This window comes from Streptomyces alanosinicus, from assembly GCF_014650595.1.
Lineage (GTDB): Bacteria > Actinomycetota > Actinomycetes > Streptomycetales > Streptomycetaceae > Streptomyces > Streptomyces alanosinicus.
This window is the reverse complement of sequence record NZ_BMVG01000027.1, coordinates 61,170-75,520: the sequence shown is the minus strand read 5'-3', so window position 1 is coordinate 75,520 and position 14,351 is coordinate 61,170. Positions and strand designations below refer to the sequence as shown.

Below are 14,351 nucleotides of genomic sequence, written 5' to 3'. Positions count from 1 at the left end.
TCGGTCACTCCTCCCCCAGGATCTGCGGCACCTTGAAACGCTGCTGCTCCTGGGCCGGGGCGCCGGAGAGCGCCTGCTCGGGGGTGAGCGAGGGACGGACCTCGTCCGGCCGCATGACGTTCGTCAGCGGGAGCGGGTGCGAGGTCGGCGGTACGTCTTGGTCGGCGACCTCGCTGACGCGGGCGACCGCGCCGATGATGTCGTCCAGCTGTCCCGCGAAGTGGTCGAGTTCTTCGGGCTTCAGCTCCAGACGCGCCAGCCGGGCGAGGTGGGCGACCTCCTCGCGCGTGATGCCAGGCATGCAGCGATCCTCTGGGGTGAGTGTGTGTGGTTTGGGGCTGGGGGCTGGCGTCACATTTCCGCCGTCCGCCCGAAGGGCGGGCCGCACGGCGTCTGGTGCGTGCGATCGCAAGGCGCCGGAGCGCCCGCGTGGCGGAGCCACGTGGGCGATTCGGCAACGCAGCGAGCGTGCGTGCCAGGCGTCGCGCGGCAGGCGGAAATGTGACGCCAGTCCCCAATCCTATGGGGCGGGACCCGGTGCCCGTGAAACGGTTTCCCGTGGGCTCGCGCTCAGCGGCGCCGGGTGTCCCACACGGCGCTTTTCAGGAAGTGGTTGTCATACAGCTCCTGGACCTCCAGCAGGCTCTCCGGGGTGGCCTCGCCGAGGCGGATGCGCTGGAGGTGGCGGAAGTACTCGAAACGCTCGACGCCGGGCGTGATCACGATGAGCAGGTCGGCGTCGGCTCCCGGTACGGCGGCGAAGGCGTGCGGCTTGCCGGGCGGCACGACGACGAGGTCGCCGGGGCCCGCGGTGACGACGTCGTCGCCGGAGAGGATGTCGGCGGCGCCGTCGAGCAGGAAGAACATCTCGGCGGAGTTGTCGTGCCAGTGCGGCTTGGCGCCGTCGGCGCCCTGCGCGAGGGTGACGCGCTGGGTGGACAGGGCGCCGCCGGTGGCGCTGCTGTCGGCCAGCAGACGGACAGTGGTGGGTGCGCGGCCGACGACCTCGGCCTCGGCGGCACGGACGATCACGGACTCGTCGAAATGCGGCACGAACAGCGACATGAGGGCTCCCCCGGTGAGTGGTCCGGCAGTGAGTGATCGGGCGGTGAGTGATCAGGCAGCGACTGGTCCGGCAGCGCGTGGTCCGGTGATCAGACGGCGAACAGCGGCCCCGCGCTGATCAGTACAACGACCGCGGTGGCGAGGTGGATCCCGAAGGCGACCGCCTTCGCCCCGCCGTGCCGCAGGACTCTGCTTTCTGCTTCCTGGCAACGCCAGGAACAACAGCGACGCTGGTGAGCAGCTGATCGTGACGGCCGCGCGGGAACCGGCCGAGGCGGAGGGCTGGGACGCGGTGACCACCCGCGGGCTGGCCGTCGAGATCGAGTACAGCCGGCCCGCCCTCTACGACGCCCTCTACGACGCGATGTTCACCCACCTGGTCGACCTGGCCTCCGCCACGGAGGAGGCCCCGCGGCGCTCCGGGAGGCGTTCGGCGAGTTGCTCGCGGCTCACGAGGAAGGCCTGAGGCTACTGATCGCCGACTACTCGGCGGCAGGCAGCGCGGCGCGCGGCCGCTGCCACCCGCGGGACCCACGGGCCCGCAGCCACGCCGTCGTCTCCTCGGGCGGCATCGCCGCGGCGACCAGCCATCCCTGCACGGCGTCACAGCCGAGGTCCCGCAGCCGCTCCCAGGTCTCGTCATCCTCCACGCCCTCGGCGACGACGAGCAGTCCCAGGGAGTGCGCCAGGTCGACCGTGCAGCGCACGATCTCCGCGTCCTCGTTGTCGACCGCGAGCCGGGCCACGAAGGAGCGGTCGATCTTCAGCTCGCTCACCGGCAGCCGCCGTAGATGCACCAGGGACGAGTACCCGGTGCCGAAGTCGTCCAGGGACATCTTCACGCCGTGCCCGGTGAGTCCGGCGAGGGTGTCGGCGGCCCGCTGCGGGTCCTCCAGCAGCACATGCTCGGTGATCTCCAGCTGCAGGGCACCCGCGGGAACCCCGTGCCGGGCCAGCCGGGCCGCGACCGATCCCGCGAAACCGGGTGTGTGCACATCACGCGGCGAGACATTGACCGCCACCGGCACCCGCAGCCCCTGCGCACGCCACCTGGCGACCTGGGCGAGCGCGGTGTCGAGGACGTATTCCGTCAGATGGGGCATCAGCCCGGAGGACTCGGCGATCGCGATGAACTCGTCCGGCGGAACCTTCCCTCGCTCGGGGTGCACCCAGCGCACCAGCGCCTCCAGGCCCGCGACCTGTCCGTCGAAGCGGACCTTGGGCTGGTAGTGCAGCTGCACCTCGTGCGCGTCGAGCGCCCGGCGCAGATCGCCCAGCAGGCCGAGCCGGTCCGGGGTGTTGGAGTCCCGCTTGGACTCGTACACCTCCACGCCCGTACGGTCCCGCTTCGCCTGGTACATCGCCACATCGGCGCGCCGCAGCAGCCCTTCGGCGTCCAGCGCGTGGTCGGGGAAGACGGCGACGCCGGCGCTGGCCTCCAGGACGAGGGTGAGCCCGTCGAGGTCCAGGGGGGAGCTGAGGGCGGCGACGAGACCGCGGGCGACGCGCGTGGCCGACGTGGTGGAGTCGGCGACGGGGAGTAAGACCGCGAATTCGTCGCCGCCGAGTCGCGCGGCCTCCGCTCCGCGCGGCAGGGCGAGCCGCAGCCGGTCGGCGATCTGCAGCAGCAGCCGGTCACCGGCGAGATGACCGAGGGTGTCGTTCACCGACCGGAAGCGGTCGAGGTCGATCAGCATGAGGGCGGAGCGGGCGCCGATGCGTTCGGCGTCGTCGAGGGCCGTCCAGATCCGCTCCAGCAGCCACTGCCGGTTGGGCAGCCCGGTCAGCGGGTCGCGCAGTTGCTCCTCGGCACGCGCGCGGGCCATCCACAGGGAGGAGTCGAGGGCGATGAGCGGGATGGCGAACAGCGGGAGCAGGACCGGCCGGGCGTCGGCGACGACACACAGCAGCGGTGCGATGCCCAGCAGGGCGACGGCGACCAGGCCCTGTCTCACCAGGGCGGTGCGGGCCACGGTGGGTACCTTGCCGTCGCGCGGGGCGTACAGATACCACTGCAGGCCGCGGCTGACCGCGAGATAGGCGACGGCGGCGAGGACGACCTCGGGTGCCGTCGCGATGCTCCAGCTGTCCGGCCACCAGGGCGTCTCGACGCTCGGGACCCGGCCGAACGCGCCGAGCAGCAGGGCGCCGGCGCCGATGCCGAGGATGTCCACCGCGCCGTGCAGCACGCCCTGCCGCCAGCGGTGGCGCCGGGCGATGCCGACCAGGACGACGACGGTGAGGCTGACCATGCCGGCGGGCACCCAGCCGTACAGCAGCAGGACGGCCAGGGTGAGGGCGGCGCCGGAGCCGGTGCCGCCCCACCAGCGGGCGCGGCCCAGCATCACGAGATGGCCGACGATGACGCCGGTGAGCAGGGCCAGCGACCAGCCGGCGGTGCCGCTCGGGAAGAGGGCGTGATGGCCGCTGAAGCCGCGGTAGAAGCCGGCGCCGAGGACGAACGCGGCGGCGGCCACGACGGCCGCGGGCAGTGCGGGCCAGGACAGATGCCGTTCGGAGTCGGCGCCCGGCAGACCGGGGGCGGGCTCGATGGCCAGGGGTATCCGCGGGTGGGCGTCGGCGGCGGTGCCCCCTGCGGCCGCGCGGGCCCGGCCGGCCGTACGGCCGTGGCCCCGTCCCGTCCATCGCAGGCCCCGCCAGGTGACCGCGCGGCGGCACAGGCGTAGCCGTGAGTCCGGGGCGACGCTCTCGGTCGGTTCCATTCCCGTCCCTCTCACAGCCGGCGGTGCCCACGCCACGCGGGCCGATGTCCGACACCCATCAGCAGCTCCGCGTCGAAGAACCCTTCCCCGCGCCCTGGGAGCGCACGGGAATGCCCCAACCGCAGCTGGGCACGGCAGGTGCACACCACAACAGTAGGCCGCGGAAGGCTTCCACGGGCACCGGTCGTCGACGGTTGCCCGAATGCGCCCGGGCCACCCGTATGCAACTGATATGCGCCGAACGGGTGGCCTTCAACCGCTACTCGTCGGCCGAAAGCGCGACTTCGGCCGCCGCTTCGGGGCCCTGCTCCAAGAGGACGGTGAAACCGTCCTCGTTCAGCACCGGAACCTTCGCCTGGACAGCCTTGTCGTACTTCGATCCGGGGTTGTCACCCACGACGACGAACGAGGTCTTTTTCGACACCGATCCGGTCACCTTCGCGCCCCGGCTCTGCAGGGCCTCCTTGGCGCCGTCCCTGGTGAAGTGCTCCAGCGTGCCGGTGACGACGACCGTGAGTCCCTCCAGCGGGCGCGGGCCCTCGTCCTCGCCGGTCGACTCGTCCTCCAGCGGGACTCCCGCGGCCTTCCACTTGCGGACGATCTCGCGGTGCCAGTCCTCGGCGAACCATTCCTTGAGCGCGGCGGCGATGATGGGGCCGACGCCGTCGGTGGCCGCCAGCTCCTCCTCGGTGGCCTGTTCGATGCGGTCGACGGAGCGGAACTCGCGGGCGAGGGCCTGTGCGGCCACCGGGCCGACGTGCCGGATGGACAGGCCGTTCAGAAAACGGGCCAGCGGGCGCTGTTTGGCCGCCTCGATGTTCTCCAGCAGGGCGAGGGTGTTCTTCTTCGGCTCGCCCTTCTGGTTGGCGAAGACCGTGACGACCTTCTCCTCGCCCGTCTTCGGGTCCCGCTTGGGCAGACCGCTGTCGGGGTCGAGGACATAGGCCTTGATGGGCAGCAGCTTCTCCACCGTCAGGTCGAACAGGTCGCCCTCGTCCACCAGCGGCGGGTCGGCCGGCTCCAGCGGGCGGGTGAGCGCGGCCGCGGCCACCGCGCCGAAGTGCTCGATGTCCAGGCACTCGCGGCCCGCGAGGTAGGACACCCGCTCGCGCAACTGGGCCGGACAGGTACGGGCGTTGGGGCATCGGAGGTCGATGTCGCCCTCCTTCATGGGCCGCAGCGGCGTCCCGCACTCGGGGCACTCGCCCGGCATCACGAACTCCCGCTCGCCGCCGTCGCGCAGGTCGACCACCGGGCCGAGGATCTCCGGGATGACGTCACCGGCCTTGCGGATGACGACCGTGTCCCCGATGAGGACGCCCTTGGCCTTGACGACCTCCTGGTTGTGCAGGGTGGCGAACTCCACCTCGCTGCCCGCGACCGTGACCGGCTCGACCTGGGCGTACGGCGTGACCCGGCCGGTGCGGCCGACGCCCACCTTGATGTCGACGAGTTTGGTGTTGACCTCTTCCGGCGCGTACTTGTACGCGATCGCCCAGCGGGGTGCGCGCGCGGTGGAGCCGAGGCGGCCCTGGAGGCGGATCTCGTCCAGCTTGATGACGGCGCCGTCGATCTCGTGCTCCACCGAGTGGCGCATCTCGCCGTCGTAGTGGGAGATGAACTGCCGTACGCCGTCGAGGTCGTCGACCACGCGGTTGTGCGAGGAGGTGGGCAGGCCCCAGGCCTTCAGCAGGTCGTACGCCTGGGAGAGGCGGGTCATGCCCGTGAAGCCCTCCAGGGCGCCGATGCCGTGGACGACCATGTGCAGCGGGCGGGTGGCGGTGACCCGCGGGTCCTTCTGGCGCAGTGAACCGGCGGCGGCGTTGCGGGGGTTGGCGAACGGCTTGTCACCGGCGGCGACCAGGCGTTCGTTCAGTTCGAGGAACTTCTCCATCGGGAAGTAGACCTCGCCGCGGATCTCCACGAGGTCCGGGACCTCGTCGCCCTTCAGGCGGTCCGGGATCTCCGTGATCGTACGGACGTTGGGCGTGATGTCCTCGCCGGTACGGCCGTCTCCCCGCGTGGCCGCGCGGGTGAGGCGGCCCTGCTCGTACGTGAGGTTGACCGCGAGGCCGTCGACCTTCAGCTCGCACAGGAAGTGGTATTCCTGGTCGCCCAGTTCACGCGCGATGCGGTCGGCCCAGGCGGCCAGCTCCTCGTCGTTGAAGGTGTTGTCGAGCGAGAGCATGCGCTGGCGGTGCTCGACCGCCGTGAACTCCGTCGCGTACGACCCCGCGACCTTCTGGGTGGGCGAGTCCGGGGTGCGCAGCTCCGGATACCGCTCCTCCAGGGCCTCCAGAGTCTTCAGGAGCCTGTCGAACTCGGCGTCGCTGATGACGGGAGCGTCCTTCACGTAGTACCGGAAGCGGTGCTCCTCGATCTGCTCAGCGAGCTGCGCGTGCTTGTCACGTGCCTCGGCGGGCACTGCCGTCTCCGCCTGCTGCTTGTCGCCGGCCACCGTGTTGTCCTCCCGTTACTCTGGGTTGTCCGCGAGGGATCTCGCCGCCCGGACGCAGTGGGCGAGCGCCTGGCGTGCGAAAGCGGGGGAAGCGCCCGCCAGACCGCACGCCGGGGTGAGGGTGACCGCCCGGGCGAGCAGCCCCGGTTGCAGCCCCAGCCTGCGCCACAGCGTCCTGACACCCATGACGCTACCGGCAGGGTCTGACAATGGGCCGTCCGTGCCCGGCACGACACCGGCGAACAGCCGCGTGCCGGCCTCGACGGCCTCGCCGATCGTGTCGTCGTCACGCTCGGTGAGAAGCGAGAAGTCGAAGGAGACACCGGCCGCGCCGGCCCGGCGCAGCAGGGCGAACGGCACGTCGGGGGCGCAGGAGTGCACGACCACCGGCCCGCCGTGGTGCGCCGCGATCGTGTCCCGCAGGGCGGACTCCACGATCTGCCGGTCCATGGCGCGGTGCGTGCGATAGCCGCTGGCGGTACGGACCTGGCCGCGCAGTACGGCGGTGAGGGAGGGCTCGTCCAGTTGGAGGACGAGGCGGGCGCCGGGGATCCGGCGGTGGACCTCGGCGAGGTGCAGCCGCAGGCCCTCGGCGAGGGAGGCGGCGAGGTCACGGCAGGCGCCGGGATCGGAGAGGGCCGACTCGCCGTTCCTCAGCTCCAGGGCGGCGGCCAGCGTCCAGGGGCCGACGGCCTGCACCTTGAGATCGCCCTCGTAGTCCTGGGTGAACTCCTCCAGGGCGTCCAGGTCCTCCCTCAGCCAGGACCTGGCCCGCTTCGTGTCCCGGCCCGGCCGGTCCCCGATCCGCCAGCCGCTGGGCTCCACGCGCGCGTACAGCTCGACGAGCATGCCGGCGGTGCGGCCGATCATGTCGGCGCCGGGCCCGCGCGCGGGCAGCTCGGGCAGGAACGGGAAGTCCTCGAAGCTGCCCGTGACCGTCTTGGCGGCCTCCCGCGCATCGCCGCCCGGCATGGACCCCACTCCGGTGGCCGGCGGGAACCTGAACTCGCTGTTCTCACTCACCCCGGCAGGGTATGCCGACCGGCCGAGCGGTCAGTGCCCCGGCCGCACCGTCAGGTCGTTGACCTCCGCGTCCCTCGGCAGATCCAGGGCCATCAGGATCGTCGTGGCCACCGACTCCGGGTCGATCCACTTCGCCGCGTCGTACTCCTTGCCTTCCTGCTGATGGACCTTGGCCTGCATGGGGCTCGCCGTGCGGCCGGGGTAGACCGAGGTGACCCGGACGCCGGCTGCGTGTTCTTCCTGGCGCAGGGAGTCGGCGAGGGCCTTCAGGCCGTGCTTGGAGGCGGCGTACGCGGACCAGCCGGCGTGGGCGTTGAGGCCTGAGCCCGAGTTGACGAAGATCACATGGCCGCGGGCCGCGCGGAGCTGGGGCAGGAAGTGCCGGGTCAGCTCGGCGGGGGCGATCAGGTTGACGTTGAGCTGGTGGCGCCAGGACTTGGGCGTCAGCTCGCCGACCTCGCCCAGGTCGACGACCCCGGCGATGTGGAGCAGCGAGTCCACCCGGTCCGGGAGGCTCTGGTGGGAGAACGCCCAGGACAGCTTGTCCGGGTCGGCGAGGTCGCCCACCAGGGTCCGGGCGCCGGGGAACCGCGCCGCCAGTTCCTTCGCACGGCCCGCGTCGCGCGCGTGCAGGACGAGTTCGTCCCCGCGCGCCTGCAGACGGCGGGCGACGGCGGCGCCGATGCCGGACCCCGCCCCGGTGATCACATGAGTAGCCATGTCCGCCATGCTCGCATCAGCGGCCGGACAGGTGTGCCTCCAGGTAGGCCAGCGCGGCCGCCGGCTCCTCGGCGAAGAACACCAGCTCGGACAGCGGGCGGGGCAGGAAGCCCTCGTCCTCCATGCGACGGAACTGCGTCTTGAGGCCGTCGTAGAAGCCCGCGGTGTTCAGCAGGACGACCGGCTTCTCGGTGCGGCCGTGCTTCTTCAGCTCCAGGATCTCGGTGGCCTCGTCCAGCGTGCCGGTGCCGCCCACCATGATCACCACGGCGTCCGCCTTCTCCAGCAGCAGCTTCTTGCGTTCGGCGAGGTCGGCGGCGATGACCATCTCGTCGGCGCCGGGCCGCGTCGTGTTGGCGAGGAACTCCACGGACACGCCCAGCAGCCGGCCGCCCGCACCGTGCACCCCGTCGGCGACGACCTTCATCAGACCGACGTCGGAACCGCCCCAGACCAGGGTGTGCCCGGCCTTTCCCAGCAGTTGCGCGAACTCGCGCGCGGGGCGCGTGTAGCGCTCGTCGAGGTCGGCGGCGGACAGGAAGACACAGATGTTCATGGCCCCTACCGTACGGCCGGGCCGGATACGGGGAAGAAGCGCGGGCCCGCCGGTGCTGACCGGATATGACACAGGGACACACGATCACCATCGAGAAGAGCGGGCAGCACGTGCGTGTGGTGCACGGCGGCCAGGTGCTCGCGGAGACCGACCGGCCGCTGGTGCTGCGCGAGACGGGCTGTCCGGTGCGGTACTACATCCCCGCCGAGGACGTACGCCTCGACCTGCTGACCCCCTCCGGCACGCACACCGTGTGCCCCTTCAAGGGCACGGCGTCCTACTGGTCGCTGCCGGACGCGCCGGACCTGGTGTGGGCGTACCCGGAACCGAAGCCGGACGTGGCGGAGATCAAGGATCACTTCTGCTTCTACGCCGCCGACGTGTCGTGAGCGATGAGTTCCGGCCGGTAGGGCAGTCTGCACCGGCATGGACAAGAAGACGACTTCGCGGGACGGCACCGCCCTCGCGTACGGCGTGAGCGGCCGGGGGCCGGCGGTGATCCTGGTCAGCGGCGCCATGTCCACCGGGGGCACCCTGGCGCCCCTGGCCCAGCGGCTCGCGGACCGCTGCACGGCCGTCGTCTACGACCGCCGGGGCCGCGGCGCGAGCGGTGACACCGCGCCGTACGCGGTCGAGCGGGAGATCGAGGACCTGGCCGCGCTGAACGACGCCGTGGGCGGTGACGCGGTGCTGTTCGGGGTCTCCTCGGGCGGCGCGCTGGTGCTCCGGGCGGCGGCGAGCGGGCTGCCGGTCCCCCGGGCGGCGGTGTACGAGGTGCCCTACGCCGACACGCTCCAGGGCGGCGCCGAGCGGGAGGCCGCGTACAAGGCGGCACTGACCGAGGCGCTCGCGGCGGGCCGGCGCGGGGACGCGGTGGAGCTGTTCCTGCGGCTGACCGGGCTCGGCGAGGAGATTATCCGGGGCGCCCGGCAGTCACCGATGTGGGCCGGGATGGAGGCGGTGGCGCCGAGTCTCGCGTACGACGACACGGTGATGGGCGACGGCCTGCTCCCGCGCGAGCGGCTCGCGGCGATCCCCGTGCCGGTGCTGTCGGTCGCGGGCGGGGCGAGCCCGCAGTGGATGCGCGAGGCGTCCCGCGCGGTCGCGCAGACCGTGCCCCAGGGCACGTACCGGGTCCTGGAGCGGCAGACCCACAGGGTGGAGCCGGAGGTGCTGGGACCGGTGCTGGCGGAGTTCGTCGCCGGGTGAGCGGCGGCTACAGCGCCGCGGCCGGTGTGCGCGTGGTCGTCGCGATCGTCGCCGAACCCACCACGCGTGTGCCGTCGTACAGGACGATCGCCTGACCGGGGGCCACACCGCGGACCGGCTCCGTGAAGGTCACGCGCAGCTCGCCGTCGACCGGTTCCGCGGTGACCTCGGTCTCGCCGCCGTGGGCGCGCAGCTGGGCGGTGTAGCCGCCGGGACCGGTGGGGGCGGTGCCGCACCAGCGGGGCCTGATCGCGGTGAGGGCGGTGACGTCCAGGGCCGCGGCCGGGCCGACGGTGACCGTGTTGGTGACCGGGGAGATGTCGAGGACGTAGCGCGGCTTGCCGTCGGGGGCCGGGGTGCCGATGCGCAGGCCCTTGCGCTGGCCGATGGTGAAGCCGTACGCGCCCTCGTGGGTGCCCACCTTCGCGCCGGACTCGTCGACGATGTCGCCCTCCGCCTTGCCGAGCCGCTGGGCCAGGAAGCCCTGGGTGTCGCCGTCGGCGATGAAGCAGATGTCGTGCGAGTCGGGCTTCTTGGCGACCGCGAGGCCCCGGCGCTCGGCCTCGGCGCGGATCTCCTCCTTGGTGGTGACCGTGTCGCCGAGCGGGAACATCGCGTGGGCGAGCTGCTTCTCGTCCAGGACGCCGAGGACGTACGACTGGTCCTTCGCCATGTCGGAGGCGCGGTGCAGCTCGCGGGAGCCGTCCTCGCGCAGGATCACCTTCGCGTAGTGGCCGGTGCACACCGCGTCGAAACCGAGGGCCAGCGCCTTGTCGAGCAGCGCCGCGAACTTGATCTTCTCGTTGCAGCGCAGACAGGGGTTGGGGGTGCGGCCGGCCTCGTACTCGGCGACGAAGTCCTCGACGACGTCCTCACGGAAGCGGTCGGCGAGGTCCCAGACGTAGAAGGGGATGCCGATGACGTCGGCCGCGCGGCGGGCGTCGCGGGAGTCCTCGATGGTGCAACAGCCCCGGGCGCCGGTCCGGAAGGACTGCGGGTTCGCGGAGAGCGCGAGGTGGACGCCGGTGACGTCGTGGCCGGCTTCCGCGGCACGCGCGGCGGCGACGGCGGAGTCGACACCGCCGGACATGGCGGCGAGGACGCGGAGGGGGCGCTGCGGGGTCTCAGTCATAGCCCTTCCAGGGTACGGGGCCGCGGGAACCCGGGTCGCCGGCTAAAAAATCAAGGCGTAGGCCCTTTTTGTCTGCTATGGGCAGTTCTATGCTGGGAGAAGACCTACGGGACGAGTGAGGGAGTTCAAGCGGAGTAGCCGACGTCAGCGAGAGATACCTGTTCTCTTCATCGAGAGGTACATCGTCTCCGCTGGTGCCGACGTCGACGCTCGGGCTGAGAGGCTGGAAGGTCGCAAGGACTGGACCGGAAGGCGACCCCCAACTACCTGATCCGGACAATGCCGGCGAAGGGAACCCGCCTCGTAGGTCGCTTCATGCCTCGGCACGGGTCTTCGCGCCTCGGCTCAGGTCATGTCTCAGCTCAGGCCCGCGGCGCGCGCCCGCCCCACCGCCGGTCCGATCGCCCGGGCGACCGCCTCCACATCCGCCTCCGTCGAGGTGTGCCCGAGGGAGAAGCGCAGGGTACCCCGGGCCAGGTCCGGGTCGGTGCCGGTGGCGAGCAGCACATGGCTGGGCTGGGCGACACCCGCGGTACAGGCGGAACCGGTCGAGCACTCGATGCCCTGGGCGTCCAGCAGGAGCAGCAGGGAGTCGCCCTCGCAGCCGGGGAAGGTGAAGTGCGCGTTGGCCGGCAGCCGGCCCCCGGGTGCCGGGTCGCCGCCGAGGATGGCGTCCGGGACGGCCGTACGGACGGCCGCGATCAACCGGTCGCGCAGGGCGCCGATCTCGCGGGCGAACGTCGCGCGCCGCTCGGTGGCGAGCCGGCCGGCGACGGCGAAGGAGGCGACGGCGGGGACGTCGAGGGTGCCGGAGCGGACATGCCGCTCCTGGCCGCCGCCGTGCAGCACGGGTACGGGGGCGTGGTCGCGGCCGAGCAGGAGGGCGCCGATGCCGTACGGGCCACCGATCTTGTGGCCGGAGACGGTCATCGCGGCGAGGCCGGAGGCGGCGAAGTCGACCGGGACCTGACCGAAGGCCTGGACCGCGTCCGCGTGCATCGGGACGCCGAACTCGGCCGCCACGTCGGCGAGTTCACGGACCGGCAGGATCGTGCCGATCTCGTTGTTGGCCCACATCACGGTGGCCAGGGCGACATCGTCGGGGTTGCGGGCGATCGCCTCGCGCAGGGCGTCGGGGTGGACCCGGCCGTAGGAGTCGACCGGGAGGTACTCGACGGTCGCGCCCTCGTGTTCGCCGAGCCAATGGACCGCGTCCAGGACGGCGTGGTGCTCGACGGGGCTGGCCAGGACGCGGGTGCGGGCCGGGTCGGCGGTGCGGCGGGACCAGTACAGGCCCTTGACGGCGAGGTTGTCGGCCTCGGTGCCGCCCGAGGTGAACACGACCTCGCTGGGGCGGGCGCCGAGTGCTTCCGCGAGGGTCTCGCGGGACTCCTCGACCGTACGGCGTGCCCGGCGGCCGGACGCGTGGAGGGAAGAAGCGTTGCCCGTGATGCTCAACAGGGCGGTCAGTGCCTCTGCCGCCTCCGGGAGCATCGGGGTTGTCGCGGCGTGGTCGAGGTAAGCCATGGTGAGGCGATTCTACGGCGCCGGGTTCCCGCGATCGGCCCGGGCCGTGCGCCGTGCGGCAGCGGTCGGGGCCCCGTCGTCCTCGGGGCTCCGGCTGCGGCGGGACGGTCCTGGGTCACAGGCTCCACGACAGCGTATGGGACACCTGCATGGCGATCGCCAGGACGGCCAGGTCGGCGACGCCCAGGGCCAGGCCCAGGAGGGCTCGGCCACGGCGGGCGGTGCCGCGCCAGAGGGACACCACCGCGAGGACGATGGCGACCGGACCGAGGAAGATGTTGAGGACGAGCAGGCCGAGCAGGCCGAGGATGAAGGACGCGACGGCCATGCCGTCGGCGTCACGTGCGGCGGGACGGGTCGCGTCGCTCGTGGTGACGGGTGCGGTGAGTTGCATGATGTTCAGCTCCTGGAAGTCGTGGCGGACGGTCAGTTGGCCGACGTACGGCGCCGGCGGCCGTGGCGCTCGCGGATCGCGAAGATGCCGAGCCAGACGGCGATGACCGCGGCGACGGCGGCGGTGACGGTCAGCGGTGCGTGGGCCACGGTGCCCAGGACGACGCCGAGCAGCATGAGTGCGGCGACGAGGAACAGCATGGGATCAGATCCCCCTCCGGGATGCCTTGCGATGCGGGCTGGTGTGAAGTTTCGGTGAACAGTTGTAGTAACACTTGTTCACTGACTTCTACTCTAGCGTGCCGCACGGCTTTCCAATTCCAGAGAACAGTTGTTAACTGGATGACATGAGTCACACCCTCGGCATCCGGCAGGCGCAGAAACAGAAGACCCGGCAGGCGTTCCTCGACGCCGCGCTCGCGCTGCTGGAGGAGCAGAGCCTGAGCAGCCTGGGTCTGCGCGAGGTGACCCGAGCCGTCGGCGTCGCCCCGACCGCCTTCTACCGCCACTTCCGCTCGACCGCCGACCTCGGTGTCGCACTGGTCGACGAGGCGCTGGGCAGCCTGCACCCGATGGTGCGGACGACGGTGTCCACGGCGGGCGGCAGCGAGGAACGCATCGCACGGGCCATCGAGTTGATCGCCCGGCACGTGGACACCCACCCCGCGCACGTCCGGTTCATCGCCAGGGAGCGGCACGGCGGGGTGCAGCCGGTACGGGAGGCCATCCGGGCCCAACTGGTCCGGTTCGCCGAGGAGGTGAAGGCCGAGCTGGCCAAGGACCCCGAGGCGGCGGGCTGGAACGACGACGACCTGCTGATGCTCGCGCACCTCTACGTCGACCAGATGCTCATCACCGCCTCCCTGTTCCTGGAGGCCCTGGAGGCCCCGGCGCAGGACCGGGAGCGCGTCACCCAGGTCGCCACCCGGCAGCTGCGGCTCATCACCGTCGGCCGCAGCCACTGGCTGGACCAGGCCGGCCGAGCCGCCACGGACACCTGACAGGGGCGGCACGCCCGGCACACCGCCCCTGTCGTCGTACGACCCTCGGTCCCGACCGCCGGTCAGCCCTGCTGAGCCCGGCCCCCGGCCTGGCCCCCGCTCCGCCCGCCCGCCCGGCCCCCGCCGGGAACGCCGCAGCCGCCACCCTGGCCGCCCCCGGCCCCGGCCCCGCCCCGGCCGCCGGGCGCGCCGCTCGGCATGCCCGAGGGCATACCGGTGGGCGTACCACTGGGTGCGCCGGTCGGCTTCACGCGGGACGCTCCCGACGGCAACCCGCTCGGGCGGTGGCCCTTGGCGCCGCCGGCGGGCATGCCGGAGGGCCGCTGACAGCTCTGCTGCCGACCGGAGGTACCGCTGCCGGAGGAACCGCCGGAGGACGACGAGTCGCCCGAGCCGCACGCGGTCAGCAGCAGCGGGGACAGCGCCGGCAGGGCGACGGCGGGGACGAGACGGACGCGCTTCATGAGATTCAGCTCCGGGAAATATGAGGAAGTCCTGAGAGCCGCACTCAACCAACGGCGCCTTGGCGGTACTTGGGCGCGCC

Annotated in this window: 16 protein-coding genes and 1 pseudogene; 4 read left to right on the top strand and 13 right to left on the bottom strand. The window is 72.1% G+C overall.

From position 1 onward, the window contains the following. Positions 1-4: 4 nt before the first annotated feature. From gatC to IE277_RS50155, 3 genes and pseudogenes are all read right to left on the bottom strand, one after another. Entirely contained in the window at positions 5-301 is a 297-nt protein-coding gene (gatC, locus tag IE277_RS34470) for an Asp-tRNA(Asn)/Glu-tRNA(Gln) amidotransferase subunit GatC (protein ID WP_004925108.1), read from the bottom strand. Between the two features lie 269 nt (positions 302-570). Next, complete coding sequence (locus IE277_RS34465) at positions 571-1,065, bottom strand: cupin domain-containing protein (protein ID WP_189957674.1); 495 nt, start codon at positions 1,063-1,065, stop codon at positions 571-573. 89 nt (positions 1,066-1,154) lie between these two features. Further along, positions 1,155-1,253 (bottom strand): annotated as a pseudogene (locus IE277_RS50155) (DUF4267 domain-containing protein); the annotation flags it as partial. A 59-nt stretch (positions 1,254-1,312) separates the two neighbouring features. Here IE277_RS50155 and IE277_RS34460 point away from each other — a divergent pair. After that, positions 1,313-1,531, top strand: a complete 219-nt coding sequence (locus IE277_RS34460) for a TetR family transcriptional regulator (RefSeq protein WP_229882168.1) — start codon at positions 1,313-1,315, stop codon at positions 1,529-1,531. A gap of 16 nt (positions 1,532-1,547) precedes the next feature. On the opposite strand, the gene IE277_RS34455 is transcribed toward IE277_RS34460, so the two are convergent. From IE277_RS34455 to IE277_RS34435, 5 genes are all read right to left on the bottom strand, one after another. Next, on the bottom strand, positions 1,548-3,788 hold the full coding sequence (locus IE277_RS34455) for a putative bifunctional diguanylate cyclase/phosphodiesterase (protein ID WP_189957673.1): 2,241 nt from the start codon (positions 3,786-3,788) through the stop codon (positions 1,548-1,550). 259 nt (positions 3,789-4,047) lie between these two features. Further along, positions 4,048-6,246: an NAD-dependent DNA ligase LigA gene (gene ligA / locus IE277_RS34450; RefSeq protein WP_189957672.1), complete on the bottom strand. Its 2,199-nt coding sequence runs from the start codon at positions 6,244-6,246 to the stop codon at positions 4,048-4,050. A 15-nt stretch (positions 6,247-6,261) separates the two neighbouring features. Next, positions 6,262-7,269, bottom strand: a complete 1,008-nt coding sequence (locus IE277_RS34445; protein WP_189957671.1) for a methionine synthase — start codon at positions 7,267-7,269, stop codon at positions 6,262-6,264. A 30-nt stretch (positions 7,270-7,299) separates the two neighbouring features. Continuing rightward, on the bottom strand, positions 7,300-7,998 hold the full coding sequence (locus IE277_RS34440) for an SDR family oxidoreductase (protein ID WP_189957670.1): 699 nt from the start codon (positions 7,996-7,998) through the stop codon (positions 7,300-7,302). A gap of 7 nt (positions 7,999-8,005) precedes the next feature. After that, on the bottom strand, positions 8,006-8,545 hold the full coding sequence (locus IE277_RS34435; RefSeq protein ID WP_189957669.1) for an LOG family protein: 540 nt from the start codon (positions 8,543-8,545) through the stop codon (positions 8,006-8,008). A gap of 65 nt (positions 8,546-8,610) precedes the next feature. On the opposite strand from IE277_RS34435, the gene IE277_RS34430 reads away from it, so the two are divergent. Together IE277_RS34430 and IE277_RS34425 are read left to right on the top strand one after the other, a co-directional pair. Next, a complete protein-coding gene (locus IE277_RS34430) occupies positions 8,611-8,934 on the top strand; it encodes a DUF427 domain-containing protein (RefSeq protein WP_189957668.1) in 324 nt (107 codons plus the stop codon). Positions 8,935-8,971: 37 nt separating this feature from the next. Further along, positions 8,972-9,754 carry an alpha/beta fold hydrolase gene (locus tag IE277_RS34425; RefSeq protein WP_189957667.1) on the top strand — a complete coding sequence of 261 codons (783 nt, stop codon included), beginning with the start codon at positions 8,972-8,974 and terminating at the stop codon, positions 9,752-9,754. Positions 9,755-9,761: 7 nt separating this feature from the next. Here IE277_RS34425 and mnmA read toward each other — a convergent pair whose 3' ends face one another. The 4 genes from mnmA to IE277_RS34405 form a co-directional block, all read right to left on the bottom strand. Further along, positions 9,762-10,886 carry a tRNA 2-thiouridine(34) synthase MnmA gene (gene mnmA / locus IE277_RS34420; protein WP_189957666.1) on the bottom strand — a complete coding sequence of 375 codons (1,125 nt, stop codon included), beginning with the start codon at positions 10,884-10,886 and terminating at the stop codon, positions 9,762-9,764. Positions 10,887-11,243: 357 nt separating this feature from the next. Then, positions 11,244-12,413 carry a cysteine desulfurase family protein gene (locus IE277_RS34415; RefSeq protein WP_189957665.1) on the bottom strand — a complete coding sequence of 390 codons (1,170 nt, stop codon included), beginning with the start codon at positions 12,411-12,413 and terminating at the stop codon, positions 11,244-11,246. Positions 12,414-12,528: 115 nt separating this feature from the next. Then, positions 12,529-12,807 carry a DUF4190 domain-containing protein gene (locus IE277_RS34410; protein WP_189957664.1) on the bottom strand — a complete coding sequence of 93 codons (279 nt, stop codon included), beginning with the start codon at positions 12,805-12,807 and terminating at the stop codon, positions 12,529-12,531. A 32-nt stretch (positions 12,808-12,839) separates the two neighbouring features. Beyond that, positions 12,840-13,007, bottom strand: coding sequence for a hypothetical protein (locus tag IE277_RS34405; protein WP_189957663.1), 168 nt, complete (start codon positions 13,005-13,007; stop codon positions 12,840-12,842). 146 nt (positions 13,008-13,153) lie between these two features. Here IE277_RS34405 and IE277_RS34400 point away from each other — a divergent pair, with 146 nt between their 5' ends. Beyond that, positions 13,154-13,807 carry a TetR family transcriptional regulator gene (locus IE277_RS34400; RefSeq protein ID WP_189957662.1) on the top strand — a complete coding sequence of 218 codons (654 nt, stop codon included), beginning with the start codon at positions 13,154-13,156 and terminating at the stop codon, positions 13,805-13,807. 62 nt (positions 13,808-13,869) lie between these two features. On the opposite strand, the gene IE277_RS34395 is transcribed toward IE277_RS34400, so the two are convergent. Next, complete coding sequence (locus IE277_RS34395; RefSeq protein WP_189957661.1) at positions 13,870-14,271, bottom strand: hypothetical protein; 402 nt, start codon at positions 14,269-14,271, stop codon at positions 13,870-13,872. Positions 14,272-14,351 lie beyond the last annotated feature (80 nt).